At 68.7% G+C, this 23,326-nt stretch carries 19 protein-coding genes and 4 pseudogenes; 15 read left to right on the top strand and 8 right to left on the bottom strand.

Annotation, left to right across the window (positions count from 1 at the left end):
• Positions 1-196 precede the first annotated feature (196 nt).
• The 3 genes and pseudogenes from OHS81_RS32550 to OHS81_RS32540 all read left to right on the top strand — a co-directional run.
• Positions 197-455 (top strand): annotated as a pseudogene (locus tag OHS81_RS32550) (ABC transporter permease); the annotation flags it as partial.
• Positions 455-1,444: a glycine betaine ABC transporter substrate-binding protein gene (locus tag OHS81_RS32545; protein WP_328389205.1), complete on the top strand. Its 990-nt coding sequence runs from the start codon at positions 455-457 to the stop codon at positions 1,442-1,444. The pseudogene OHS81_RS32550 and the gene OHS81_RS32545, both read left to right, overlap by 1 nt.
• A gap of 340 nt (positions 1,445-1,784) precedes the next feature.
• A pseudogene (locus OHS81_RS32540) lies at positions 1,785-2,339 on the top strand (IS5 family transposase); the annotation flags it as partial.
• A 206-nt stretch (positions 2,340-2,545) separates the two neighbouring features.
• Here OHS81_RS32540 and OHS81_RS32535 read toward each other — a convergent pair.
• The 3 genes from OHS81_RS32535 to OHS81_RS32525 all read right to left on the bottom strand — a co-directional run bounded on the left by OHS81_RS32535 (position 2,546) and on the right by OHS81_RS32525 (position 3,979).
• The gene (locus OHS81_RS32535; RefSeq protein ID WP_328389204.1) at positions 2,546-2,971 is read right to left on the bottom strand and encodes a DUF4267 domain-containing protein; all 426 of its coding nucleotides are present in this window, start codon (positions 2,969-2,971) and stop codon (positions 2,546-2,548) included.
• Positions 2,972-3,066: 95 nt separating this feature from the next.
• Complete coding sequence (locus OHS81_RS32530) at positions 3,067-3,417, bottom strand: antibiotic biosynthesis monooxygenase family protein (protein ID WP_328389203.1); 351 nt, start codon at positions 3,415-3,417, stop codon at positions 3,067-3,069.
• 115 nt (positions 3,418-3,532) lie between these two features.
• The gene (locus OHS81_RS32525; protein WP_328389201.1) at positions 3,533-3,979 is read right to left on the bottom strand and encodes a DUF1772 domain-containing protein; all 447 of its coding nucleotides are present in this window, start codon (positions 3,977-3,979) and stop codon (positions 3,533-3,535) included.
• A 91-nt stretch (positions 3,980-4,070) separates the two neighbouring features.
• On the opposite strand from OHS81_RS32525, the gene OHS81_RS32520 reads away from it, so the two are divergent.
• The gene (locus OHS81_RS32520) at positions 4,071-4,649 is read left to right on the top strand and encodes a TetR/AcrR family transcriptional regulator (protein ID WP_328389199.1); all 579 of its coding nucleotides are present in this window, start codon (positions 4,071-4,073) and stop codon (positions 4,647-4,649) included.
• A 382-nt stretch (positions 4,650-5,031) separates the two neighbouring features.
• Here the strand turns inward: OHS81_RS32520 and OHS81_RS32515 are convergent, their stop codons facing one another.
• The gene (locus tag OHS81_RS32515; protein ID WP_328389197.1) at positions 5,032-6,999 is read right to left on the bottom strand and encodes a caspase, EACC1-associated type; all 1,968 of its coding nucleotides are present in this window, start codon (positions 6,997-6,999) and stop codon (positions 5,032-5,034) included.
• Entirely contained in the window at positions 6,996-7,388 is a 393-nt protein-coding gene (locus OHS81_RS32510; RefSeq protein ID WP_328389195.1) for an effector-associated constant component EACC1, read from the bottom strand. Before OHS81_RS32510 ends, OHS81_RS32515 begins: the two co-directional genes overlap by 4 nt.
• A gap of 721 nt (positions 7,389-8,109) precedes the next feature.
• Between OHS81_RS32510 and OHS81_RS32505 the strand changes: the two genes are divergently transcribed.
• The 4 genes and pseudogenes from OHS81_RS32505 to OHS81_RS32495 all read left to right on the top strand — a co-directional run bounded on the left by OHS81_RS32505 (position 8,110) and on the right by OHS81_RS32495 (position 12,507).
• On the top strand, positions 8,110-9,099 hold the full coding sequence (locus OHS81_RS32505; protein ID WP_328389193.1) for a patatin-like phospholipase family protein: 990 nt from the start codon (positions 8,110-8,112) through the stop codon (positions 9,097-9,099).
• Positions 9,035-11,404 (top strand): hypothetical protein, encoded by a 2,370-nt coding sequence (locus OHS81_RS32500; protein WP_328389191.1) that lies wholly within the window; start codon positions 9,035-9,037, stop codon positions 11,402-11,404. Before OHS81_RS32505 ends, OHS81_RS32500 begins: the two co-directional genes overlap by 65 nt.
• A 63-nt stretch (positions 11,405-11,467) precedes the next feature.
• Positions 11,468-11,602 (top strand): annotated as a pseudogene (locus tag OHS81_RS37530) (IS701 family transposase); the annotation flags it as partial.
• Positions 11,603-11,919: 317 nt separating this feature from the next.
• On the top strand, positions 11,920-12,507 hold the full coding sequence (locus tag OHS81_RS32495) for a GNAT family N-acetyltransferase (RefSeq protein WP_328389189.1): 588 nt from the start codon (positions 11,920-11,922) through the stop codon (positions 12,505-12,507).
• A 15-nt stretch (positions 12,508-12,522) separates the two neighbouring features.
• On the opposite strand, the pseudogene OHS81_RS32490 reads toward OHS81_RS32495, so the two are convergent.
• Positions 12,523-13,340 (bottom strand): annotated as a pseudogene (locus tag OHS81_RS32490) (transposase).
• A 297-nt stretch (positions 13,341-13,637) separates the two neighbouring features.
• Between OHS81_RS32490 and OHS81_RS32485 the strand changes: the two are divergent.
• The 4 genes from OHS81_RS32485 to OHS81_RS32470 all read left to right on the top strand — a co-directional run bounded on the left by OHS81_RS32485 (position 13,638) and on the right by OHS81_RS32470 (position 17,983).
• Entirely contained in the window at positions 13,638-14,867 is a 1,230-nt protein-coding gene (locus OHS81_RS32485) for a hypothetical protein (protein WP_328389187.1), read from the top strand.
• A complete protein-coding gene (locus tag OHS81_RS32480; RefSeq protein ID WP_328389185.1) occupies positions 14,851-15,621 on the top strand; it encodes a hypothetical protein in 771 nt (256 codons plus the stop codon). The genes OHS81_RS32485 and OHS81_RS32480 overlap by 17 nt, the downstream gene beginning before the upstream one ends.
• Before the next feature lie 121 nt (positions 15,622-15,742).
• A complete protein-coding gene (locus tag OHS81_RS32475; protein ID WP_328391575.1) occupies positions 15,743-16,144 on the top strand; it encodes a Rieske 2Fe-2S domain-containing protein in 402 nt (133 codons plus the stop codon).
• 417 nt (positions 16,145-16,561) lie between these two features.
• Positions 16,562-17,983: a hypothetical protein gene (locus tag OHS81_RS32470; protein ID WP_328389183.1), complete on the top strand. Its 1,422-nt coding sequence runs from the start codon at positions 16,562-16,564 to the stop codon at positions 17,981-17,983.
• 430 nt (positions 17,984-18,413) lie between these two features.
• Here OHS81_RS32470 and OHS81_RS32465 read toward each other — a convergent pair whose 3' ends face one another.
• Entirely contained in the window at positions 18,414-18,767 is a 354-nt protein-coding gene (locus tag OHS81_RS32465) for a beta/gamma crystallin domain-containing protein (RefSeq protein WP_328389181.1), read from the bottom strand.
• Positions 18,768-19,416: 649 nt separating this feature from the next.
• Between OHS81_RS32465 and OHS81_RS32460 the strand changes: the two genes are divergently transcribed.
• Positions 19,417-20,022, top strand: coding sequence for a hypothetical protein (locus OHS81_RS32460; RefSeq protein WP_328389179.1), 606 nt, complete (start codon positions 19,417-19,419; stop codon positions 20,020-20,022).
• 458 nt (positions 20,023-20,480) lie between these two features.
• Entirely contained in the window at positions 20,481-21,632 is a 1,152-nt protein-coding gene (locus tag OHS81_RS32455; protein ID WP_328389177.1) for a hypothetical protein, read from the top strand.
• A 159-nt stretch (positions 21,633-21,791) separates the two neighbouring features.
• Here the strand turns inward: OHS81_RS32455 and OHS81_RS32450 are convergent, their stop codons facing one another.
• Positions 21,792-22,439, bottom strand: a complete 648-nt coding sequence (locus OHS81_RS32450) for an isochorismatase family protein (protein ID WP_328389175.1) — start codon at positions 22,437-22,439, stop codon at positions 21,792-21,794.
• A 244-nt stretch (positions 22,440-22,683) separates the two neighbouring features.
• On the opposite strand from OHS81_RS32450, the gene OHS81_RS32445 reads away from it, so the two are divergent.
• A complete protein-coding gene (locus OHS81_RS32445; RefSeq protein ID WP_328389173.1) occupies positions 22,684-23,148 on the top strand; it encodes a pyridoxamine 5'-phosphate oxidase family protein in 465 nt (154 codons plus the stop codon).
• The last annotated feature ends 178 nt before the right edge of the window (positions 23,149-23,326 follow it).

Below are 23,326 nucleotides of genomic sequence, written 5' to 3'. Positions count from 1 at the left end.
GGACGGAACCGCCCGATCCGCCCGATCCGCCGGGCCCGGCCGGCCGGCCGCCGCCAGCGCGAGTATCCGGCGGGACAACCTCACCAAGCGCTGTCCGGACAGCCAAGCCGCGGCCGTGGAGGACGTGAAGCGGGACGAAGCGGCCGGCGAACCCGTGATCCTTGTGGGGCCCTCGGGCTACGGCAAGACCACCACCCTCAAGATGCTGCCCCTGGCCGTCCCGGATCCTGGCGGGCGTACGGACCGCGCTCGTGCTGAACGTCGGCACCGCGACGCCGGCCACCTTCGGCGTAGGAGGAGGACTCGGGGACCGGGTCTCCTCCGGCATCACCAACCAGCGCATGCCGGTGCTGGTGCTCGGCTCCGTACTGACGGTCGCCATGGCGCTGATCATGGACTGGCCGGGGACGCTCGTCGAGTTGCTGCTACGCCCACGCGGCCTGGAGGTGGACTGATGCGCCTGGCCCGGGTACGGACGGCCGTCGCGGGCGCGGGCGCCCTACTGCTCGCCGCCGCAGGGCTGAGCGGCTGCGGACTGACCAGCGGCAGCCCGCTGGCCGACTCGGTGCAGCCCGGCTCCATCGGGAAGGGGCGACCGCTGGAGGGCGCCCAACTGACCGTGACCTCAAAGGAGTTCACCGAGCAGATCGTCCTGGGCCAGATCATGGGGCTGGTCTTCAAAGCGGCCGGCGCGGAAGTCCTGGACCGGACGAACATCCAGGGCTCGATCGGTGCCCGCGAGGCGGTCAAGTCCGGTGCGGCGGACGGGATGTACGAGTACACCGGCACGGCCTGGATCACCTACCTCGGTCACACCAAGCAGGTCGTCGACCCGTACGAGCAGTGGGAGGCCGTACGCGAGGAGGACCGCCGCAACGGCATCACCTGGCTGCCCGCCGCCCCGCTCAACAACACCTACGCGCTGGTCGCGAACCAGGCGAATGCGCAGAAGTACCGGCTGCGCACACTCTCCGACGTGGCACGTCTGACGAAGCAAGACCCGGGCGCGGCGACGATCTGCGGCGGAAGCGAGTTCTCGGTGCGCGAGGACGGCCTGCCGGGCGTGGCGAAGACGTACGGATTCGCCCTCCGGCGCGGGAACTTCAAAAAGATGGACGACGGCGTCGTCTACACCCAGGTCGCCGAGGGTGCGGCCTGCGCCCTCGGCGTGGCGGCCACCACCGACGGCCGCATTCCCGAACTCAAGCTGAAGGTGCTGGAGGACGACCGGCACTTCTTCCCCAACTACAACGCGGCACCCGAGATGAACAGCGCCACAATGAAGAAGTACCCCGCCATCACCGACCTCCTCACCCCGATCACCAAGCGGCTGACGGGGGCGGAGGCCCAGCGGCTGAACGCGCGGGTGGACGTGGACGGGGAGGACCCGCACGAGGTGGCGAAGGACTGGCTGGTGCGGGAGGGCTTCATCCGGGAAGGCTGACAGACGGATTCGCACGAGCGTCCGACGAGCAGGAGGAGAGCACCCTGCCGCTCGCGTAGCCGCTGCCGTCCGGAGGGCCGGGACACCATGATCCGAACGACGCGCCCCAGCTGGCTCCCCCGGCCCCGCGGCGGCACGGCACGCTCCGGGATCTCGCGCAGTCCCTACGGCGTGCGGGGCTCGACCCGGACCAGGTCGACGCCAACGGGCTGTTGATCGACTGGCAGGGCGGCGGCCCGCAGACCTGGGGCGTGGGGGAGCGTGTAGTCCCGGCGTGTGGTGGTACGGCTTAGGGGGCGGCCCGGAAGGACAAGACGGGCGGGAAGCCGAATACGACCCGGGGCGGGCAGAGCGGCGCCGGATCCGACGCCGACACAAACTCCGCCTGAAAGCCGCTCTGCTCGGACGCTCCAGGGGCGGGCAGACCAGCAAGGTCCACCTCGCCGCCGACCGCAGGTGCCGCCCGCTGGCGTTCATCCTGACCGCGGGGCAGGCCGCGGACAGCCCGCAGTTCATCCCCGTGCTCGAGAAGGTACGGGTCCGTGGGCCCGTCGGTCGCCCCCGCATCAGGCCCGGTGCAGTCGCCGGGGACAAGGCCTATTCATCCCGCGGCAACCGTTCCCACCTGCGTAAACGCCGCATCAGGGCAGTCATCCCGGAAAAGAGGGACCAGGCCGCCAACCGGAAGAGGAAGGGCCGCAGGGGCGGCCGGCCCGTCAGCCACGACACCGATCTCCACAAGGAGCGGAACACCGTCGAGCGCCTGATCAACAAGCTGAAGGCCTGGCGAGGCATCGCCACACGCTTCGACAAAACGCCCGAGAGCTACCTCGCCGGACTCCCCCTTCGAGCCTCGATGATCTGGATGAAGGACCTCACCCAGACCACTCCTTGATCACGACCAAATGCGCGGCCTAAGCCCCCCGCGGATCTGGAAACGCGCGGTCCCGATCCTCGGAGTGCGGGTAGTACAACGACGTCTGCGCCATCTCAGGATGCTCCCGGTACAACGCGTTCTCCAGCTCGGCACGAGCGCCATCGATGGCCCGAACTGCCTCGTCCAGCTTCTTCGCTGGCACCGCCGGCGGCCCTGACCGGGGGTCAGGCAGGCTGCGGGGCGGGCGTCGCGGGAGCGGCCGAGACCTTGCGGGTCTCGCGCATTATCAGCAGGCCGTTGACCACCATCAGTGTCGCGGTCAGGCAGTGGACGCCGAGCGCGGTGGCCACGGAGCCGTGGTGGGCCAGCACGTTGGTCATGTCGCCGTACGCGGCGAGGGCCTCCACCAGCAGCGCCCAGCCCAGCGCCCGGCGGTGGCCCGTCACCAGCAGGATGCCCAGGACCAGAGCCAAGACGACGTCGCGGATTCCCTTGATGATCAGGAAGCCGTCGCCGTCGCCGGACGGCCAGCTCGGCAGGCCGTAGCCCGGCGCCGTCGTCTCCGGGCTCAGGATGAACTCCGTCCCGAACCAGAGGATGAAGAGGATGAAGGCGGCGGCCAGGACGGTGTTGATCTTCTTCAACGACACTGCTTCTCCTTGCGGCTCTTCGTGAGCCTGGTGCGTCGTACGGGGCCTGGTCAGGCGGCACGGACGCGGCTGCAACTGCAACTGCAACTGCCGTGTCATACGTCGATCTGCTCGAAGATGTGCGGGTACGACACGATGTCGTCGGGGAACTCGGCCGCCATGCGCTGGAACTCCGGGCTGCCGAACGCCGTGGCGAGCGCCTCGGTCGACTCCCAGACCGCGACGTTCATCAGAAGCTGACTGTCCGCCGTTCCCTTGTGCATCTGCAGGGAGACGAATCCCGGCTGAGCCTTCATGAACTCGGCCTGCCTGCGAAAGAGGGCCAGGAACCATTCAGTCCTCTCCTTCGGGACGAAGAAGGTGTTGGCCAGGACGATGGGCCCGGTCTTCTCCTTGAACTGCGCGAACATCGGCGTGTGCGGGTCGAGACTCTGCAGCTTGGCCATTTTCGGTACTTCCTCTCGCTATCGGTCCGTCGCTGGGGCCCACGTCCTGGGGATACCAGCGGAGTTCGAGGGTGTTGGTGTCGCGGCTGACGACCGGGCGGGTGAGCCCGCGGGCTCAGGTGAGGGCGGCGACCAGCAGGGTGAAGGCGGCGATGATGACGGCGACGCGGACGTAGTGGAAGCGGTCCCAGCGGTTCATCTGCTGCTTCCAGTCGGCGGGCCGGTTGTCAGGGGTCCAGGCCTTGCCCCGGTTGTTGATCGGGACGAGCAGCAGGATCGACATGATCACGCTGAGGAGCAGCAGCGCGGCGGAGGTGACGATGAGGCCGGTGCCGTGGTGGTGCCATCCGGCGATGGCCCAGATCGCGACGAGGGCGAGCGAGGTGACGTACCAGACCGGCATCACGGCGCCGAGCATCCGGCCCCCGTGGGCGCGGCCGAGTTGGCCACTGTCGCCGGGGAGTGCGTTGAGGATCGGGGTGATGACGAAGGCGACGGAGAACTCCACCCCCACCATCACGCCGACGACCACGGTGGTGAAGACCTGGAGTGCGTTGAGCATGATGGCTCCTCTTGACATCTAGCACTGCTAGCTGATGTGGCAATGCTAGTGCTGCTGCCGCTTGCTTGTCTAGCGGTGCTAGGATCGAATCATGTCGGTACAGGAACGCAAGGAGCGCGAACGGGCGGCCCGCGAACGCCTCATCTTGGCGACGGCCCGCGAACTCGCCGAGCAGCAGGGCTGGGACGCGGTCACCACTCGCCGGCTCGCCGAGCGCATCGAATACAGCCAGCCCGTCCTCTACAGCCACTTCCACGGCAAGCGCGAGATCATCGGCGCCGTTGCCCTCGAGGGCGCCGCCGAGATGGCCGCGGCGGTGCGTGCCGCGGCCACCAGCGCGAACAGCCCGCGCGAGCGGGTCGCCGCCCTCGCCCGCGCCTACCTCGACTTCGCCGAACGCAACCCGGCGGTCTACGACGCCATGTTCCAGCTCGACGGCGGCCTGGCGTTCGCGGACGAGGACACCCCGGAACCTCTCAAGGACGCCTTCGCCGCCCTGCTGGAGAACCTGGGCGAGGTCGCCGGGGACGGCGTCCACCCGGGGCTGTTCACCGAGGTGTTCTGGGCGTCCCTGCACGGGCTGGCGACCCTGACCCGGGCGGGACGGCTGCCGCCGGAGGACACCGAGCGGAGGACAGAGCTGCTGGTGGACCGGCTCGCCATGGTCTGACACACCGTCCCGGCGGGCACGCAGCCGGCGCCCTCGGGCCCCGCCGCTGCCTGCCTGCGGCATCGCTTTTGGTCCCTCGCGCCCATACGGCGCAGGCGCAGATCGTCGGGCCCCGTACCCCAGACGGGCACCCGCCCCGGAAGCTGCGATGCTCATTGATCACGACCCGATACGCGTCCCAGGTGTGGAGGGCGCCGACGCGGCCGACGAGGCCGCGGAGGCCGGACTCGACGTTCCACAGACCGCCCGGGATGATCTCCAAGCCGCTACACGGTCATGCCAGGCCGGAACATGGCAGGCACTCCGACAGCCCCTCCTTCTTGCACCGGGCACACCCGGTCGCACCGCACCCATCGGACCGGCCCGGGTTGCCTGGGCGAACTCAGGGGAGCTGCACGCTCAACGCGTACAGACGGGTCGTCTGTTCGCTGTTGGTGTTGTCGTCCGACACGAGGTACAGCGGACGTTGGCCCTTGTGCGGGCCAGTGGTCCACGGCGCGCCGAGGGCCATTCCCTCGACGTTCTCCAGCAGCGGACTGACAATCCGTCCCGAGTGGGTGGGGACGACACCGGGATCACCGGCAGGGCACTGCCCGAGGTCGAAGAGCAGACTGTGCTCGACGAACACATCGGCCGGCTGGTCGTAGAGCGCCTTGCGCGCGTCCACGGGCTGGGCGCCTTTGAGAGGGACGTCGTAGACCCGGATCGCGTTGCCGACGCCGTCCACGTACTGCCGTTCCAGGGCGAGCAGCCGGTCGTCGGCGGACGCGACCAGTTCAGCGAGGTACATGCCCTCCTTGGCCTGGTACGCGTACTGCTGGTCGAGGCGGTAGGCGCCGCCCGGGGTGCCGACGTAGCGCTGGATGCGGAGCATGTTGCGGCCGCGGGAGTCACCGTCCTTGGCCAACGCGCCCTCCATCGCGGCGTAGAGATACCTCCCGTCCGGGGAGACGGTCAGCGACTCGATCGTTCGCCCGGCCTGTCCCTGGCCCTGCGGGCTCGCCCGGAACTCGGGCGGAATGGGCAGGTCGGCGCCCACCTGTGTGCCCGTGGCCATCTTGAAGCGGCGGATGGCGGGCCCGGACTCCGAGGCGACCAGGATCGTCTTTCCGCCGCGCTCGACGACCAGGCCCTCGCCGTCGAACCACTCGGAGGGTTTGGTGCCGCTCTGGGTGCGCAGGGTCTTGGCGGTCAGGGCCTCAGGGCGGAGCTTCTCCGGTGAACCGAGGCGCAGCGGGAAAACCCGCCCCGTCTGATTGTCCGTCAGGGCCAGGGCCCGGCCGGGCCCGGTGAGCGCGAGCGCGGAGAGGCCGCCGATGGTCTCGCCCGACGCCTGCTGCTTGTCGAGCGCGTCGGAGTAGCTCAGCAGGGTGGCCCGCGGCGAGCAGGCGCCGCCCGGCAGGCGGGGACGGAGTTCCCGCACCCACTGCCACACGGGCGGTGCGGCGAGTCCTGCCACCAGGCCGAGCACCAGGGCGCCTGCCGCCAGCGCGCGGCGCGGGATGCGCACGCGCGGCGCAACAGGCGGGTCCGTGACTCTCGGGGGCGGCACCATCGCCAGATTGCGGATGAACGGCAGGAGGCCGACCCCGCCCTCGTCCCGGTCCTGGGGCTCCTGCGGCTGCGGCAACCGGCGCTCGGCCATCCGGTCCCGGACCGCCTCAAAGATCGCGTGCAGCCCCAGCAGCTCGGGCCCGTCGGGCACGCCCTCGCGCAGTACGCCCACGAATTCACCGGTGAATGCCGTACACCGGCGGGGATCAGGAGCATGGGACTTGCGGTCCGCTGACGTGGACGTCATCACATAGGCGCCGCGCACGCCCTTCAGCGTCTTCCCCGATGCCCGCACGCCACGGTCCGCGACGGACATGCCGCCCTTGAGGACCCGGCCGCTGTAGCAGCAGTCCAGCAGGAGGACCCGGCGCTCGGCGGAGCCGTGATCGCGCATGGCGCGGCGGATGTAGGAGTCGCTGACGGCCGTCTCGGGCTGGTCCTCGACGGAGTCGGGGAGGGTGAGGTAGAGCTCCTCCTCCGCGCGGTCCAGCAGGCCGTGCCCCGCGTAGTAGACGATCAGGGTGTCGGCGGCCACCCGGGCAGCCGCGCGGATCGGGCCGACAAGAGCGGCCGCGGACTCCGGGTTCCGGACCGTGGTGATCCGCTCCGCGGGGATACCCAGGATCGCTTCGTCGGTCAGCGCGGCAGCCAGTTCGGTGAGGTTGTGCCGTACGCTGCGCAGCGGTTCGAGTTCGGAGTAATGGTCGACGCCGATGAGGACACAGGCCGAGCGCGCGGCGTCGATCCCGAGTGCGTCCTCGGTGCCCGTGTCCTCCGTCGTCGCGTCGACGGTCACCTCCCCGCCTCCTGCTCCGTACCTGGACCCGGCTCCGGCTCTTGACCGTCCCCGGCGATCGGCCGCACCGAGACGTCCGGGAAGGCCTCCCGGACCGCTTCCAGTTCCCCGGGCATGGCGCCCACGACCTGGATGATGACCTGGGACCGAGGCCTGCGCCCGTCCCGCCAAGCAGCGTAGGAGAACGGCAGCTGCGCCAGCGTCGCGAGCGTGGACACCAGCGCGAGCACGGCCTCCAGGTCGCCGCCCATCTCGTCCGGCCTGGCCGGTCCGCGCACCGGCTCGATCGGGATCCGGCCGCGCAGCGAACGGTCGTCGCACAGCCAGGTGTAGAGCGACCGCAGTTCCTGCCGGCTGTCCGGACCGATCAGCTCGAACCTGATGTCCATCGCACTCCCCCGGGCTCACACGTCAGCTTGCTCTCAGTGTGCCCCCTGTCACTGACATAACTTCCCCGTATGCACGGGATGTTCCTCGTCCGGATACCTTCCGGCCCCCCGGCCCGGAACCAGCCGGGGACGCCGGCACAGCGACCGTCCCGTCACGGCCCTCCATGACTTGCTGTGCTGTGACGGGGACCGTGCGGAACGCCCGGCATGGTCCGGCTCAGGGATACTGCACGATTGGCTCTATCGACGACTCACGGTCCTGGCGCGCTCTCCGTGACATGGTGACTGTCCGTCACACGAAGAGAACGCGCTTTCGGAGAAGCCGGAAGCCGGCACGGCCGGACATCTGCCGTTTGAGCATCTTGATGCGGTTGACGTGTCCCTCGACAACGCCGGAGTTCCAGGGCGGGCTGAGGCCGGCGATGACGGCGTCGCAGGAATTTCCGCCGAACGGAGAAGATCCGGCACGCGAGCCCGGTCCCGCAGAATGGGGTGATCTCAGCGGCGCCCAGGGCTTCCCGGAGATACCTCGCGTCTGGCAGGGTATTACCCGGCGTGTGGTGACGGGAGATCAGGGGCCTGATCCTGCGGGGGTGCCATGCAGGCCGGTGATGCCAAGAACGGGCTTGAATACTGGGATGCGGCGCATCCTGTATTAGCGATCCTGCGTGCCCGACGGGACTCCGGGAGCTTACCGGGCCGGCGCAACGACGGGGCGACCGTGGCCCTTGCCGTAGAGGGCGGCGGCATGCGGGGGGTGATCTCCGCGGCGATGCTGTCCCAGCTTGAGGACTACGGCTTCAAGAACGCCTTCGACGTGGTGTACGGCTGCTCCGCCGGCGGCATCAACGGGGCCTACTTTCTCGCCGGGGAGACCTGGTACCCACTGTCGATCTACTACGACGACCTGACGACCAAGCAGTTCGTGGACTTCTCCCGGGCGCTGCGCCGGCGCCCGATCCTGGACCTGGGGTACTCCTTCGACCGCGTCATGGAACGGGTCAAGCCCCTCGACTACGAGGCGGTTCTCGGGTCGGCGATACCGCTGGCCGTCCCGGTCACCGATGTCGATGCCCTGCGGACCGTCGTACTGCGGGACTTCGCCTCCCGCCAGGACCTGAAGGCCGCGCTGCGCGCCTCCGCCTGGCTGCCCATCGCCCTGCCCGGTACGGTCCCGACGCCCGACGGGCGGCGTGCGGTCGACGGCGGAGTGCTCACCGCCCTGCCGTTCCGGCTAGCGGTCGACGACGGCTGCACACACATCCTCTCCCTCAGTACGCGCCCGATGCGGTCGGCGGACAGCGGGCTCTCCCTGCTGCACCGCTTCACCTCTCTGCACCTCGAGCGGATGCGCCCCGGTCTCGGCAGCGGCTACCTGGCGGCGATCCGTCAGAAGCACCGCGACCAGGACTGGCTGCGCCGGATGCGTACGTCCCCCGCGGCCGGTGCCCCGTACGTTCTCGATCTGGCCCCGCTGCCCTGGATGCCCGAACTCAAGCGACACGAGCTGGACCAGCGCCGGCTCCTCGACAGCGCGCGGCTGGCGTACGGAATCGCCTTCTGCGCCACCGAGGGCAGGCCGGCCGAGCTGATCCGCCGGGGAAGCATCCGTGCCATGCCGAGACTGATGGTGGTGGACACCGCGAATGGAGAACCGAGGCGCGACGCCGGACCTGCTACTCGCGGCACTGGGCGAACTGAGGGGGTATAGCGACCGGCACCTGGCGGAGCTACGGGAGCTGCTGGAACTGACCGCCGACGGCGGGCCGGAGACCGCCCGTCAGCGGACCCGCCGCCTCACGTCATGGCGGCGCCTGTTGCAGGACATACCGCCGGACGAGCGGACCTTCGACAGCCGGTTCGGACTCGCCGGCCGACAGGCCACGGTCTCCCGCCTGACCGACTGGTGCCTGGGATACCGCGCACAGAGCGAACGGCGCCGGGCGACCCTGGCCCCGCTCTTCGGGTTCATCAGCCTGTACCTGCTGACCCTGCTCGGTCTCGCCGAATCCGAGGCACAGCGCTCGCTCCCCCAGCCCTCTCCCGACCCCGGCCCCGGTGGCCGGGCACTGACCCATGACTGCGGCGCCGTCTGCGGCGTACTCGTCACGGAGGACGCGGTCGCGGAGGTCATCGCTGAGATCTACCACCCGCAGCCGCGACCCGGCCGGCGTCGCGCGGACGCGGCGGTGGAGCCCGCCGAGCGCGAATGGCGGGCGATGCAGGGCAACTTGAGGTTCCACCGGCACGGCAGCACCTCGATGATCCTGCGCGGCAGCACCGCGAGCACCGTGCACGGCACCCGCCCGGAGTTCGCCCTCAAGCTGATCCTGTACCCGTTCACCAGGATCAGGACCCTCACCCACGCCACGCGCGACTACGCCGAGACGTACGGCACCGCCGCCACCGGCTCCCGGCATCTGGTACGCGTCTGGGCCAGCTTCGACAGCTGGATCCTCATGGACTTCATCGCCGGCAGGACGCTCGCGGAACTCGCCCGCGAGGAGTGGGAGCCGGAGACTGCCGGCGCGGGCGCACTCTCCCTCCGGCTCGACCGGCTCAGGGAGAAGGGGGTGCTGCTCTTCGAGGCGCTGGAGGACCTGCAGCGCATCGCCCGGGACGCCCCCGTACACGGCCGGATCAAAGGCGTACACGCCGACCTCTCGCCGTCCAACATCATCGTGTCCGACGCCGACGGCGCCTTCAAACTCATCGACCTCGGACGCAACTACCTCTACACCCACACCATCACCGGAACGTCGGGCGCCGAGTCCTCCTACATCGCCCCGGAGGTCAAGGCCGGCGACAGCGAGATCGCCCGGGCCGACCTCTACTCGCTCGGCCGGCTGCTGATCCTCTTCGGCACCGGACGGGCGAGCACCGACGGTGTGGTCCCGGACATCTTCTATATGCGCGCCGTGCAGCTGGCGCGCTTCATCGAGGATCTGATCGACGCCGATCCGGCGCGCCGGCTGCTCCTCTTCGGCACCGGTACGGAACATGCCTTCTCCTTCGGTGAGTTGAAGAGCGGGTTTCTGGCGGAGCTGGAGACGGTGCAGGCTGCCGAGCAGGGCGAGTCCGACCTGCGGGTCGAGACCGGCTGGCGGGCGCTGCGCGAGCTGCTGCGCCCGCTGGCCGGGGATCCGGGCCGGGAGTGGCGGCTGTGGCGGATGCACCATCAGCAGAGCGGCCGCCCGGAGGGGTACCGCAGGCCCTTCACCAACTGGCTGCTCGCCTGGTCGCTGGTGTCGGCGCTGATCTGGGCGGTGACGAACTCCACCGTCATCACCTGGCTGCTGCGGGACTTCGACCTCGACTGGGGCAACAAGCTGGTGGAGCTGGTGCAGCACCTCGACGGCGGTTCCAAGGGCTTCCCGATCGTCGACTCGTGGCGGCACAGCGACTACCGGCTGCCGGACTGGCGGGCCAACCTCCCGGCCCGGATGGTCGGGCTCTCCTACGCCATCGCGGCGCCGAAGTACTACCAGACGCTGTTCTCCGGCCTCACGCCGCTCGCCATCGGGTGGCGGGCCGGCGCGCTGAGCCGGCTGGCCCTGGCGACCGAGGTGATCATCCGGATCATGGCCGTCGTGCCCTGCCTGCTCGTCCTGGCGATCACCCTGGTCGAACCCCGCTGGTGGCCGCTCAACTCCGCGATCGGGCAGTGCCTGACCTGGCTCGCGAACTTCCTGACCCTCGCCTACGTCCGCGCGGTCATCGCGCGTTCCCGGCGGCTCGGTCTCAGTACGCTCCCCAGCGACGACGGCAAGATCACCGGGCTCTCCGCGCTCGCCCAGTGGGTACCGACCTCACTCTTCTACGCCACGGCCGTGCTGACCATCGGCGCCTGCCTCTACGTGCAGATCCTTCATGACGTCTACGTGTACGCGCTCGCCGTCACCTCGACCAACATCTTCCTCTTCTACGTCATCAAGTGCGGCATCGGCGGCCCGACGGTCCGGGTGGCAATGGTTCGTACCTGCCTGGCCGCGGAACGCGTGGCCCGATGCGGGTAGGACCCACGACCTCGGAGCAGGGGAGCCGGCCCGCCCGGGATCGCTTCACAACCCCGATGCGACGCAACCTCATCCGGCCGGACGCTGATCGACCGCCGGCTGTATCTGCCCACCTCCTGGACCGACGACCGCGAACGCTGCCCCAGAGCCGGCATCGCCAACTCGATCACCAACACCGGTCCACTCATGGCGCGAGCCTAGTCATCCAGTGCTCCTGGCCCTAACAGGTTGCTCAGCGCGACCGCACCACGGAAAGTGAGCCAGAACCCGAGAACGGACAGCACCGGGCCGAGCGTGACGTCGAGCCGTCATACGGGCAGTACTACTCGATTCCGTGACGGCTGTACGTCACGCCCGGCGCCTTGCGCGACGGGCAGCACGTTCGGCGCCACGCTCTCGACCAGCCGCGTCACCAACCTGTCCGGACAGCACACCTAGTGCTGTGACCACATAGGTTCGCCGGGTTGATGGTGGGGTGAGAGTTTCGCGGCCGGCGGCTATGGCAGGATGCCGCGATGATCTCCAGCTCACCCATGCCAGCAGTCGTTCCCGCAGGCCGGATGGCCAAGATGGATCAGCCGGTGCTCGGCCTTCCGAGCGGCCTGGAGCTGCGTTCCTGGCGTCTCTCCGACGCCGACGTCTTGGTCGCCGCCGGCCAGGATCCCGGGGTTCGCCAGTGGAACCGCCTGCTGGTAGAGACATCGGAAGACGCGCGCCGCCGGATTGAACGCATGCGCGAGCGGTGGCAGGCCGAGCTGAGCGCGATCTGGGCCATTGCGCGACCGGGCGGCGAGGCCCTGGGCTTGATCGGATGGGGCGACATCGACCTCACCGGCGGAAGCGCCGAGATCGTCTACTGGATCCTTCCCGCAGCGCGCGGGGGCGGTGTGGTGGCCGAGGCCACGAAAAGCGTCAGCGCGTGGGCCCTGAACGACCTTGGTCTGCATCGCCTGCGGCTGTGTCACTCGGTGGCCAACCCGGCATCCTGCCGTGTAGCGGACAAGGCCGGTTACTCCCTCGAAGGCACCATGCGCAGCGCCCTGCTGCACGCGGACGGATGGCACGACGAGCACCTGCACGCTCTCGTCCAGGGCGACATCTGATCCTGCGGCAGACGGTCAGGCTGCTGCCGGGAGGGGGCGTCCACCCCAGCGGATGCCCTTCTCACTGCGGACCCGGGCGCGTTCGCGGCGTTGGGCGGCCAGGATGTCGGGGTGCCGGACGTTCTGGTTGCGCCAGCGCAGATGGGCGTGCAACTCCCGTGTCTGGAAGGTGTGGTTGGGATGGCGGGAGTTGGCGAGGGTGAACTGCCGAAGGGGTCCGACGTGCGCCTCGATCGGGTTCGCCCAGGAGGCGTTGGTCGGGGTGAAGCACAGTTCGGCTTTGTTCTTCTTCGCCCCTCTCCTGATCCGCCAATTCTTGTGGGCGGAGAGGTTGTCCAGGATCACGTAGATCGGAGCTCCGTCCGGACGGGCCGCTCGGATCGTCGGTAGTGCGGCCCAGGTGGGGGTGATGCCCTTGCGTCGGCGGTTGACGCCCCACAAGGTGTCGTCGCCGGCCGAGGCGCAACCGTGGAAGTAGGTGGTTCCGTGGGTGCGGTGGTAGGTCGCGGGATGCCGGTCAGGCTTCCCCTGCGGGGCCCAGCAGGATCCGGCGGTGGGGCGGATACCCAGCGGCCCGAACTCGTCGAAGGCGAAGGTGCGGTCCGGCCGATGGGTGAGCGCGTACTCGATGCGGTCCAGCTTGGCGTCGTAGTCCGGGTCCCCGGACTCCCTCCAGGTCTTGGTGCGCTGGAAGGTAACCCCGTGGCGGGCGAGGCCAGCAGCATCATCGCTCGCCGGCAACGCACCGTGCTGGTACTGCCCCGTCGCACGATCCGCTGAAGCTTCTGCCCCTCCTGATCGGTCACTCTGCGGACCTTGACCGGTTGTGCCACCGAGCCTCCCCACTCCGGTTGAACGTCACAGCAACATCCAACCTGCACCCGGCTGCCCCGCCACCGCGACCAGCAACCCGGTGAACCTTCCCGGTCACAGCACTAGCCGGACTGCTCCGCACACCGCCCGTACAGCAGAATCCGTTGCCCGCTGTCGAGCTTGGTGAGAGCATCAAGGTCCAACGGTCCCGTCTCCTTTCGTTTTCGCTTCGCAACGCAAAGGAAAGAGTGCGGGCCGTTGCCATGTCCACGGTTTTGAGCAATCTGCCAAGACCTGCGAATGACAGGTACCGTTTGATGTACACAACAGAGCCGACAGAAGCCCGCATCGAGGATGCAGGCAACATCTTGGTTGCGCCTTCGATGTTGCAAGATGAGGACTCGATCAGGGACTTCTTCGGGTCAACAATCACGCCAGAGGACCTTGCTTCTGGTTCGCCCGACCTCACGCAGAAGACCGTCTACCTGTGTGGCGATATATCCGGGATCAGCGGCCGCCAACTGCATGCGGCGGCCCGGGTATTCGTTGTTCGGGAGCTGTCACACGGTTACCACGAGGACGTCGACAAACCTTGGTCCCTCGTCGGTCTCGGGCAAGTCCCCATCCGCGTACACGGCGTTGGCGTGTTCTACCGCCGCTTTTTCGGACTCGACGACGATCACTTCGGACGGATCCGTACGGAGCACGCGTTCCAGTCCCTGACGGAGTCCACCAAGCCTGGAACGGCCCATCGCAGCGGAATCTATCTGACGCCCGTCACACGAAACGGTGACGAACTGCATTTCCGCCTGCTCCGGTGCTCCACGAATCTCTCGGGGCCGACCGAGAGCTTTCGCCCGACCGACACGCACATCGTCGAGGCTCTGAACCGCGAGGCCGCCGCCGTCTTCCGGAATCAGGCACCACTCAATCACGTCCTCGCTCAGATCTACCACAACACCCGCGCCACGACCGAGCGCAAACAGTCCAAGGCCAAGATTTCGGCCCATGCCGACAAGACCAAGGACATGCCCGTCAATGGCATCATGGCCTTCTGCACCTTCTATGACCGGCTCGACAAGCTGCAGCCCCTGGCCGAAGACGCCTTCGACTACGGCGCGAAGGGTGCCAGCGGGCTGACCAAACTCCATTTTCGTCTCAAGGACCGGACCGAAAAACGCGACGGAGGCGCGCTCCCGCCGCAGTTCACCCTGACTCTCCACCCCGGCTCCGTGTTCTTCATGCCGCTGTCCACCAACCGCCTGTATACGCACGAAATCCGGCCCTCGACGTTGGACGCCGAGTTGCTCCCGACCCGCCTGGGGTACGTGGTGCGCTGTTCGAGCGCCGAAGCCGTTCACAAGAACGGCCACACGTTCCTCAAACTGGCCGAAGATTTGGTGAAGCTGGGGCCACCCACACCGGCCGGCATGAACGAGCTGCGCAGACTGTACGCCGAGGAGAACAGGGCCTCGTCCTTCATTGATTACGGCGACGAATTTCTCTTCAGTATGAACACGGGAGACTACGTTGCCCCCCGAGTATAGGATCTCGGATGAGATCATCTCGTGCACTTTGCCGACCGAGGAGAATCTCTTTGCGGAGCTGTCCACATCGGCTCGTTTGGAAGACGTAGGAAAAGGTCGGCGAGGCGCCGTGATTACCAAGATCGACGAGGCGGGTGGGGTGCCTCTCGTACGCACTACCACTCGATACAGCAGCCCGACGCAGCGTTTCCGGGCAGTGCACGAACGACTGGCGCAACAGATTCAAGAACATGCGGCGCTTTCGGTCGGCTTCAACAACGCTCTCATCGAGAACTACACGAACGCTTACAAAAAAATGGGCAGCCATTCCGACCAAGCCCTCGACCTGGCCGACGATTCGCTTATCGCTGTCTTCTCCTGCTACCAACATCCCGAAGCGAGCCCGCCAAGGAAGCTGATCTTCGAATCAAAGGGGTCCGGTGGCGAGAAGTTCGAGATCCCCCTCGCCCACAACAGTATCGTCGCGTTTTCTGTCGACTCGAATCGGCGACTCAGGCACAAGATCGTACTGGACACACCCGTCCCGACGGCGGACAATCAATGGCTGGGTGTAACCTTTCGAACGTCGAAGACCTTCGTTCGGTTTCACGACGGACATGCACACCTCTCGCAGGGTGCGCGCCTCATGTCGGCCGACGATGAGCAGAAGAGCGAGTTTTACCGACTACGGCGCCGTGAGAACAATGAAACGGACTTCACCTACCCACTGCTGGCATACACCATCAGCGAGAGCGATCTGATGCCGCCCGTCTGACCTTAAGGGCTTTTGAATAACCCTCCTGGTCGCACTGGCTTTTACGGGGACCAGCGCGGCACCTTGCTGCAGCCCGCGCAATAGCATCCAGAACACATGGACTTGACCGGGAAGACCGCGTCTGGCGGCGGTCGCCACCAGCGAATGTGATCTGGCCGCACTCCGGGCAGGTCAGCAGTCTGATCATGCGGGTGTCGCCCTGCCACTCGGCTTCGGCCGGCATCGGCCCGAGCGCCAGGTCGCGCTGCTTTCCGTCCGTCCCGGTACGCCTGGGCCCGGCATACGTCGTCGCAGTACCGGCGCCTGGCTGACGCGCTCCTCGGCAGCCGGGCCCCGCAGGTTCTCCGCGATCTGCACCCACGCGGGCTGCGTCGTCGGCGAGGTCACCGGCGGCACCATCAACTGCATGTACCACGGCAGCAATTTCGACATCACCAACGGCAGCGTGAAGAAAAGCCCCGCCACCAAGGGGCCGGCGCCGGCCAAGGCGAACGTCAAGAGCGGTTCCCTCAGCCTCGGCTGACGGCACGTCCGCCCAGCCGCCCGCCGGGCTACAGCCCCGGCGGGCGGGCCCCACGATGAAACCGCGTATCCGTTCCACCGTCCCTCTCTACGTACAGGTTCGACTGATGGCGTGCGCTACACCCCGGACCCGCGGGTGCTGAAGAAGGACAGGCCGGGCGCCACGCCCCGACGTGGCGTGGAGTAGGTGCAGTCGGGTTCCACTCGCTGCCGGCCGCCGCACTGAGCGAGTACTCCTCCAGGCTCGCCACCTGCATCGAAGCGGGAGGGACAGGGGGCCTGTCCATGCGCTGGTCTTCGGCTTCCGGTGGGCGGGGTGCCGCGCGGTGCCCCTCGGAGATCACGGGCCATATTTCGCGCGCACCGCGCGATCCCCACACCCTACGATCAGCCGGTACGGCTACTGCAGGGGGCGGGAATGCTGGAGGGCACCGAGGGCGGGACAGCGGCAGCGATGCGACTCGTGGAAGGTGCGCCGCTTCGGGGAACGCTTGATGCCGCCGACCCCAGTGACTGGCTCGCGCTGGATGCAGGAGTGCGTGAGGTGGCCCGGTACCGCCCGCAGTTCCTGCCGGAGTGGGAGCACTGTGCCCCGCTGCCCGCCGATCTGACTCAGCTCGGCGAGTCTCAGCTCGCACTCGCTCTCTGCCACCGCAACGGGCGGATCCGTCAGGAGGCGGTCGGCCGGTCGGCCCGATACCCCGGCCTGCTGCCGTTGGTCGTGATCCGCTGCGCCGATTGGGTCGGCCCGGTACGCGAAAGCGCCCGGCAACTACTGCGCGAGGCCCTCGACGTGGACACTGCCCGCGACCTCGCGCCGCTCATCCTCCGCGTCGGCCGTCGCGACAGAGGTGCCTTCGGCGTCGGTGTGCTCGGGCAGGTCCTGCGCCGGGCATCCCGCGGGCAGCTCGTTGCTCTCTTCGCTGACCCCGACCGCAGCGTCCGGCGGTTCGCGTACCGACTGGCCGTCGAGGGCCGGCTGCTCAATCCCGCTGAGCTGGCCCGCGCGGCCGCCCGGGACGAGGACACCGTGGTCCAGGACCTGTGTGCCACAGCGGCGCTCACGGCTCTGGGCGATGGGGAGGCGTACGAGGATGTGCTGCCTCCACTGCTGTCCGCGCGCCACCCGCGTACGCGTTCGGCCGGCGTCACCGGGCTGCGGCGAGCGGGATGGACAGAACAGGCAAAGTCGTTTCTCGGCGACCGGTCCGCGCTCGTGCGTGCTTGCGCCCGGTATGTCGTGCGACAGCAGGGAGGTGATCCGGTGGCCTGGTACCGGGAGCGGTGCACGGCACCGGACGGCCTCGAGTTGCCGCCCGGTGCGGTCATCGGGCTGGCCGAGTGCGGGAACCGCGCGGACGCCGGGCTGCTGTGGCCGTTGCTCGCGCACCCGACGGCCGGGGTGCGGGCGCGGGCGGTGGCTGGACTGCGGGCACTGGACTGCGTGGATGTGGAGCAGTTGCGGCCGTTCCTCGACGACCCTGGCGTCAGTGTTGTCCGCGAGACAGCCGTCGCCCTGCTGCCCTCGGCAAAGGAACTGCCCGCCGACTGGCTACTGGAACGCACCGGCTCCGAGCGGCCGCGGCACGTCCGCGTCGGCGCGTTCCGGCTGCTCGACGCACGTGGCGGCATCGTGGCGCTACGGGCGGCGGTCGGTCTGTTGGAGGACCCGGATGCGAAGCTGCGCACCTGGGCCGGGCAGTCCGTGCAGCGCTGGCATCCGTCGGCGGACGTGCCGTGCTGCGCCGCGGAGGCGGGGGAACTGCTCGACCGAAGCCGACACCTCTTCAGCGACCACGTGCTGCGCCGGCGCAAGTGGGAGGCCGGGGTGGGCATCTGAGTACGCCTGGAAACGGATCAGCAGACCCCGGTGGGTAGCGACGCTGGATACCGGCAGGACCACTCTCGCCGGCGGCTGAGGGATTTCCGCTCGTGAAAGCCACGGCCGTGCGCGCGGCAGCGACCAGTCGCAGTGCGTCGGTCGCTGGGGAGGATCTGGGGAATATCGAGCCCGCTCCGCTTCGAGCCGCCGTCCGCCGTCCCGCCGTCCCGCCGTCGCAGGCAGTCCCCGGGACCGGGTCTCGCCATGGCCGCGACGCCCGGAGTACGCCCAGGCGTGCGGCCCCATCGGGCGATACCCGCGATTACCAGTCGGCGATCACGTCACGCCCTTGAAGGATGGCGATATCGAGCAGGCCCGGGAAGCGTCGGTATCCAGAAGCGGACGATCAGCGGCAAGGGACACGCCGCGACACCAGCCCGTTAACTCGTCACAGGATTTCGATGGCGTTGACCCTCGGCGGACGGTTCGGGAAGGAGATCTCGTGCCAGCGATCGATCTTGACTGAGTCACCATTGGCGTCGTAGTAGATCAGGTCGTTGTTGCCCGTGGAGATCTTGTCAACCCACCACCCGCCGAAGGAGATCCTCCCACGGTTCGCGTAGCAGTCCACACTCTGCTGCCCGCCGTTGTGGGACCATATCTTCAGGAAGTTTTCCCCACCGCGACAGGGGACGTGGTCGATGGCGAAGGCATTGCCGGTCGGCACGGTCAGGGTGAACGCGGCGGCTGCGGCGAACGCCACCGCTACGGAACGCACCGCCTTCTTCGTTTGTGAGATCACAAGGTCTCCTCACTTCGGATGTCGAACCGGGAGCACACGTCGCAACCACCGCGAGTGGCGTCGATGTGGTGCTCGGTGAGCCGAGCATGTGAGGTGATTCGTCCCAGAGGCAACGGAATTCAGTCAGTTCGGGATGATGGAACGGAAAGATGAGCCTTGACCAGGGGGTAGGGAAGCCGCCTGGAACACGGGAACGGGACGCACCAGGCCGCGGCTTGTGGCCTGGCCCGCCACCGCCGTCGCCGGGATCGGGGCGGCGAGGACGAGGGACGTACCGACCACGGCAAGTCCCATGGCCCGGCCACGAAGACGCCGGATCACGCAGATGGATGTGTCGGACATAGCAGGCGTCTCCTCGGCTGGTGCAGGTGATGCAGGCAGCGGACAGGGGCGGGGCTGTGGCTCCGCTCTGCGAGAGAGGGGAACCGGGCCTTTCGGTTGCGCTCTCGATGGTCTGTGGCACGACGAACCGTGATGCATGTGCGCCGATGCCCGACGCATCAAAGCCAAGCAAGAAGGGCAGGGCGGCGTAGGGACGCGTCTCACCTCTTTGGGGAATCCGGCAGTCCGCCCGCCATGGCTGCGGCATCGTCGTCTCCGGCGCCCCTCCCGGGCGCGCTCGGGTGAAGCGAAGCAATTGGAGGGTGCCATGAGTGAGCGGGAGACATGGACGACGGAGGAGTTCGGCGCCTCGCACGAGGGCGCGGTCGGTGTACTTCTGGCCGACGGCACCGTTCCGGGCCCTGTCTTCTTCCCGATGAACTCCGGTGGAGGCGGGCCGTCGGTCTCGCAGTGGAGTGTCTACGACGGCCACTTCGCGCACGTACCGCGGGCGGCGGCACTGCGCGCGGTGTGTTCCTGCGGCTGGACCGGCACAGAGCACCGGCTGGACTGGGACGAGATCGGCGAACAGGAGCTGGCCGAGGCGGGCGCGTCCGCAGCGGACGCATCCCTGCAGGACTGGGATGAGCACACCGTTGAAGTGGAGAAATCGGCAATTTCCCTGCCGGAGACGGTCACCGGTCTGCTGACCCGGCTGGAGGAGGAGATCGAGAAGCTGGCGAAGTCCTCACCGCTGGCGGCCGTTCGGGCAGCCCGTCGGCTGGAGGTGACCGCTGTACGGGTCGGGTACTGGCCGGCCCACGATGCCCGGCAGGACGCGACCACCGAGCAGGCCGCTGCCGCCCTGGGTCTGAACGAGGACGGGGCGCGGAAGCTGATGGCACGTTTGGGCCGGTGGAGCCCCTACTTCTGAGCGGTGGGTTGGCCGCCTGGACGCCTGGACGCTTGGTCCCTTGATCCCTTGATCCCTTGGCCCCTTGGTCGCGACGGTTCCGGGCTCGGCCGGGCGCCACCGGCGCTCGCCGGGCACGGACCCGGACGCTCCCGGACGAATTCCGGCCATTGGGCGGAGGAAACATCCCACATTCCCCCGGGTGCGGTAGGAAAGGTACCGGTCCGTGGAACTCGTCCGTTGCCTGACCTCCCGCACCGACTCCTGAAAGCTCATCCACACCACGGGGGTCTCCTGAGGTCCAGGTATGTCCCAGGAAGTCACGGGAATTGTCGGCAGGTAAACACGGAAACCCAAGCGCTCGCTGCTCGTTTCAAGCGTTCACGTTTCACATGTTCACGGCGCATTCCAGTGCTGACGGGGAACATGCCAGCGTTCTCGAAACGGAGACCATGATGCGAAGACCTATCCGTGCCGCGGTGGCAGTTGTCGCGGCCGCTTTCCTCACGCCCCTGCTGACGGCGAGTCCGGCTCCGGCCGCATCCGCCGCATCCGCAGCATCCGCAGCGTCCGCCGCGTCCGCCGCGTCGGCCCGGCCCGCCGACGGCGCCGGCAAGCCCGCGGACTGCCGGCCCGCCCTCCAGGTCCTGGCCTCCCTGCCCGGTTCAGGAGCCAGCCAGGTCAAGGGACTCGGGCCGAAGGCCCTGGCGGTGGGGGCATCGCGCGGCCTGCCGGTGTACTGGACCGGCACCCGGGTCCACCGCGTACCGCTGCCCGCCGGATTCACCGGCGGTGAGGTCGCGGCCGTCAACGCGCAGGGGCTGATGGCCGGATCCCTGAACGGGCCGGGCGGTGCCGCCGCCTTCAGCTTCCACTCCGGGGCCCGCACGGTGACCCTGCTGCCCGAAGGGGCCCACGCGGCGGACGTCAACGACCGGGGTCTGATCGTCGGCGACGCGGTCAAGGACGGCGCCCTCATCGGACTCGAATGGGAGGGCGCCCGGATCCACCGCCGGCTCACACCGCCGGCCGGGTACTCGCTCCGATCGGTGACCGCCATCAACGACGCCGGGCAGATCGCCGGTTCCGGCGAGGCCTTCAAGGACGAGGATTCGTGGTCGGCGGGCCTCTTCTGGTCCGCCCGGCGCGACACCGCGGCCGTACCGCTCCAGCGGTACTGGCCCTCGGGAGTCCCCTACGACTACTGGTACCCCCGCGACATCGACCGCGCCGGCCGGATCGTGGGCACCCACGACTTCACACGGCTGGACACCCGGACCCCCACCCAGTGGCTTCCGCCGTACGCGACCGAGAACGAACCGGGGCTGCTCGGGGAGCGCACCAGCGGCACCTTTGAGGCCATCAGCCCCACCACCCATGTGAGTGTGGGCACCGCTATGGACAGCCACATGGTCGGTCCGTTCCCGCCGGAGACGGCTCCCCCGGAACAGGCCCAGATATGGCCGGGCACCGGCCCCCTGCTGGCGCTGCCCCGGCTCTCCCCGGAGGGCGCCTCCCAGGCGTACGCGGTCAGCGACGACCAGCGCGTCGGCGGTTCCGCGGCCGACGCCGCGTCGACTTCCCGTGCCGTCGTCTGGACCTGTGCCCTGCGCCAGGCGTACCGGCCCTGATATCCCGGTGCCGGTCCTGACGCCATGGGGCCGGCTCTGACGCTCCGGCGCCGGTCGTGGCCTTCCCTCCCGTGCCGGACGTGACATCCGGGAGCGTCCGGCGGCCAAGCCGACGCCGGGCGCCCCGGACCCGGTTCAGCGGGTCAGCGGGTCAGCGGGTCAGCGGCCACCGCGCAGTCGTCGCCATATGGCCAGGACGTCATCGGTGGTGGTGACGGTGGCGACCAGAGCGAGGGTGTTGCGGACCATCGCGGCGGTGTAGTCGGCGGGCACCCCCGCGATGGCGTCCGCGGGCACCACGGCCGTGTAGCCCAGGTTGACCGCATCGAACACGGCATTGGGGATCGCCACATTCGCCGACACCCCGGTGACGACGAGCGTCCGGCATCCGAAGTTACGCAGCAACGCATCCACTTCGGTGCCGGCGACCGGCGAAAGGCCGTGCAGTCTGCGCACCACCAGATCGTCCTCCGAGACGGGGATCGGATCGGCAATGCGTACCGCGGTGGATCCGGTGAGCTGCTGGACGGGCAACCGCTCGGCCGCCCGGAAGAGGCGGGCGTTGCGGCCGGCGCCGCGGCCGTCGGGACGGCGTTCGGCCACGGCATGCAGCACCTGGACGCCGGCGTCGTGGGCGGCCGCCACCAACCGGGCCACCCGCGCCAGCGCACCCGAATTGCGGGCCGCGTCCGCCAGTTCGGGCAGCGCGCTGTCCGGGCCGACCACGCCGCGCTGGCACTCGACGGTGAGCAGCACCGTCGAGGCCGGGTCCAGTTGCTCGATGAGCTGTGCAGCGCCCGAAGACATCGCATTCCCCTCTGACGGACGTGATTCCCTGCCGGCCTGGCGGCGAGTCTGACCCCTCACCCCACCCGGGCCGAGCCGAGCCGAGCCGAGCCGAGCCGAGCGAGGGTACCGGGCATTGCGCACGTCAGGAAGAGCCCGCATGATTTCTGACACCTCGTCAGGTTGCAGCGAGGCCGGTGCCAGGCAAGCGGGACAGACAGTTCAGTGCCGCCCCCGGGGGGCACGCGACGGAGGGCGATGAAGCATGGCCGACACACAGCGGCGCGGGCGCCGGATCATGATGACGCGGGGCGAGCTCGACACGTTTCTCTCGGCGCAGCACACCTGCCGGGTCGCGACGGTCGGTGGCGACGGCGCGCCGCACGTCGGAGCGCTCTGGTTCGTCTGGGACGGTACGGCCCTGTGGCTGTATTCGATCACCCGGAGCAAGCGGTGGGCACAGCTGCGCAGGGACCCGCGGCTCGCGGTGGTCGTCGACGACGGGCACGAGTACGGCGAGCTGCGCGGGGCCGAGCTGACGGGCCGCGCGGACTTCGTCGGCGAGGCGCCGCGCACCGGCGAGCCGTGCCCCGGGCTGGCTACCCCGGAACGGCTCTTCTCGGAGAAGTACTTCGGGATGTCCGCGATGCCGCACGACGGCCGCCATGCATGGCTGCGCCTGACGCCGGAGTCGGTCGCGTCGTGGGACTTCCGCAAGATCCCGGGGTGAGCGGGTCAGGGCGGGAGTGGGGTGGTGCGGGGTGGTGCGGGGCGGCATGGGAGGGCGATCACCGCGCACGAAATGAGATCGGCCCCCGGGATCTGATCGCGTTGTCAGTGGTCTCTGCGAGAGTGGTATGGGTCAGCCCGCTTCGGTACCGGCAGGTGCGGGAGCGGGACGGTCCGGC

It is taken from the genome of Streptomyces sp. NBC_00400 (assembly GCF_036048035.1).
In the GTDB taxonomy this organism is placed as follows: Bacteria; Actinomycetota; Actinomycetes; order Streptomycetales; family Streptomycetaceae; genus Streptomyces.
This window is presented reverse-complemented; position numbering and strand designations above follow the sequence as displayed.

What these genes read in the sequence shown, in the direction of transcription:
- OHS81_RS32545 (WP_328389205.1), top strand. Translation starts at nt 455, where the DNA reads ATGCGCCTGGCCCGGGTACGGACGGCCGTCGCGGGCGCGGGCGCCCTA.
- OHS81_RS32530 (WP_328389203.1), bottom strand. Translation starts at nt 3,417, where the DNA reads ATGGCCAAGCTGCAGAGTCTCGACCCGCACACGCCGATGTTCGCGCAG.
- OHS81_RS32525 (WP_328389201.1), bottom strand. Translation starts at nt 3,979, where the DNA reads ATGCTCAACGCACTCCAGGTCTTCACCACCGTGGTCGTCGGCGTGATG.
- OHS81_RS32520 (WP_328389199.1), top strand. Translation starts at nt 4,071, where the DNA reads ATGTCGGTACAGGAACGCAAGGAGCGCGAACGGGCGGCCCGCGAACGC.
- OHS81_RS32510 (WP_328389195.1), bottom strand. Translation starts at nt 7,388, where the DNA reads ATGGACATCAGGTTCGAGCTGATCGGTCCGGACAGCCGGCAGGAACTG.
- OHS81_RS32500 (WP_328389191.1), top strand. Translation starts at nt 9,035, where the DNA reads ATGGAGAACCGAGGCGCGACGCCGGACCTGCTACTCGCGGCACTGGGC.
- OHS81_RS32495 (WP_328389189.1), top strand. Translation starts at nt 11,920, where the DNA reads ATGATCTCCAGCTCACCCATGCCAGCAGTCGTTCCCGCAGGCCGGATG.
- OHS81_RS32485 (WP_328389187.1), top strand. Translation starts at nt 13,638, where the DNA reads ATGTACACAACAGAGCCGACAGAAGCCCGCATCGAGGATGCAGGCAAC.
- OHS81_RS32470 (WP_328389183.1), top strand. Translation starts at nt 16,562, where the DNA reads ATGCTGGAGGGCACCGAGGGCGGGACAGCGGCAGCGATGCGACTCGTG.
- OHS81_RS32460 (WP_328389179.1), top strand. Translation starts at nt 19,417, where the DNA reads ATGAGTGAGCGGGAGACATGGACGACGGAGGAGTTCGGCGCCTCGCAC.
- OHS81_RS32450 (WP_328389175.1), bottom strand. Translation starts at nt 22,439, where the DNA reads ATGTCTTCGGGCGCTGCACAGCTCATCGAGCAACTGGACCCGGCCTCG.
- OHS81_RS32445 (WP_328389173.1), top strand. Translation starts at nt 22,684, where the DNA reads ATGGCCGACACACAGCGGCGCGGGCGCCGGATCATGATGACGCGGGGC.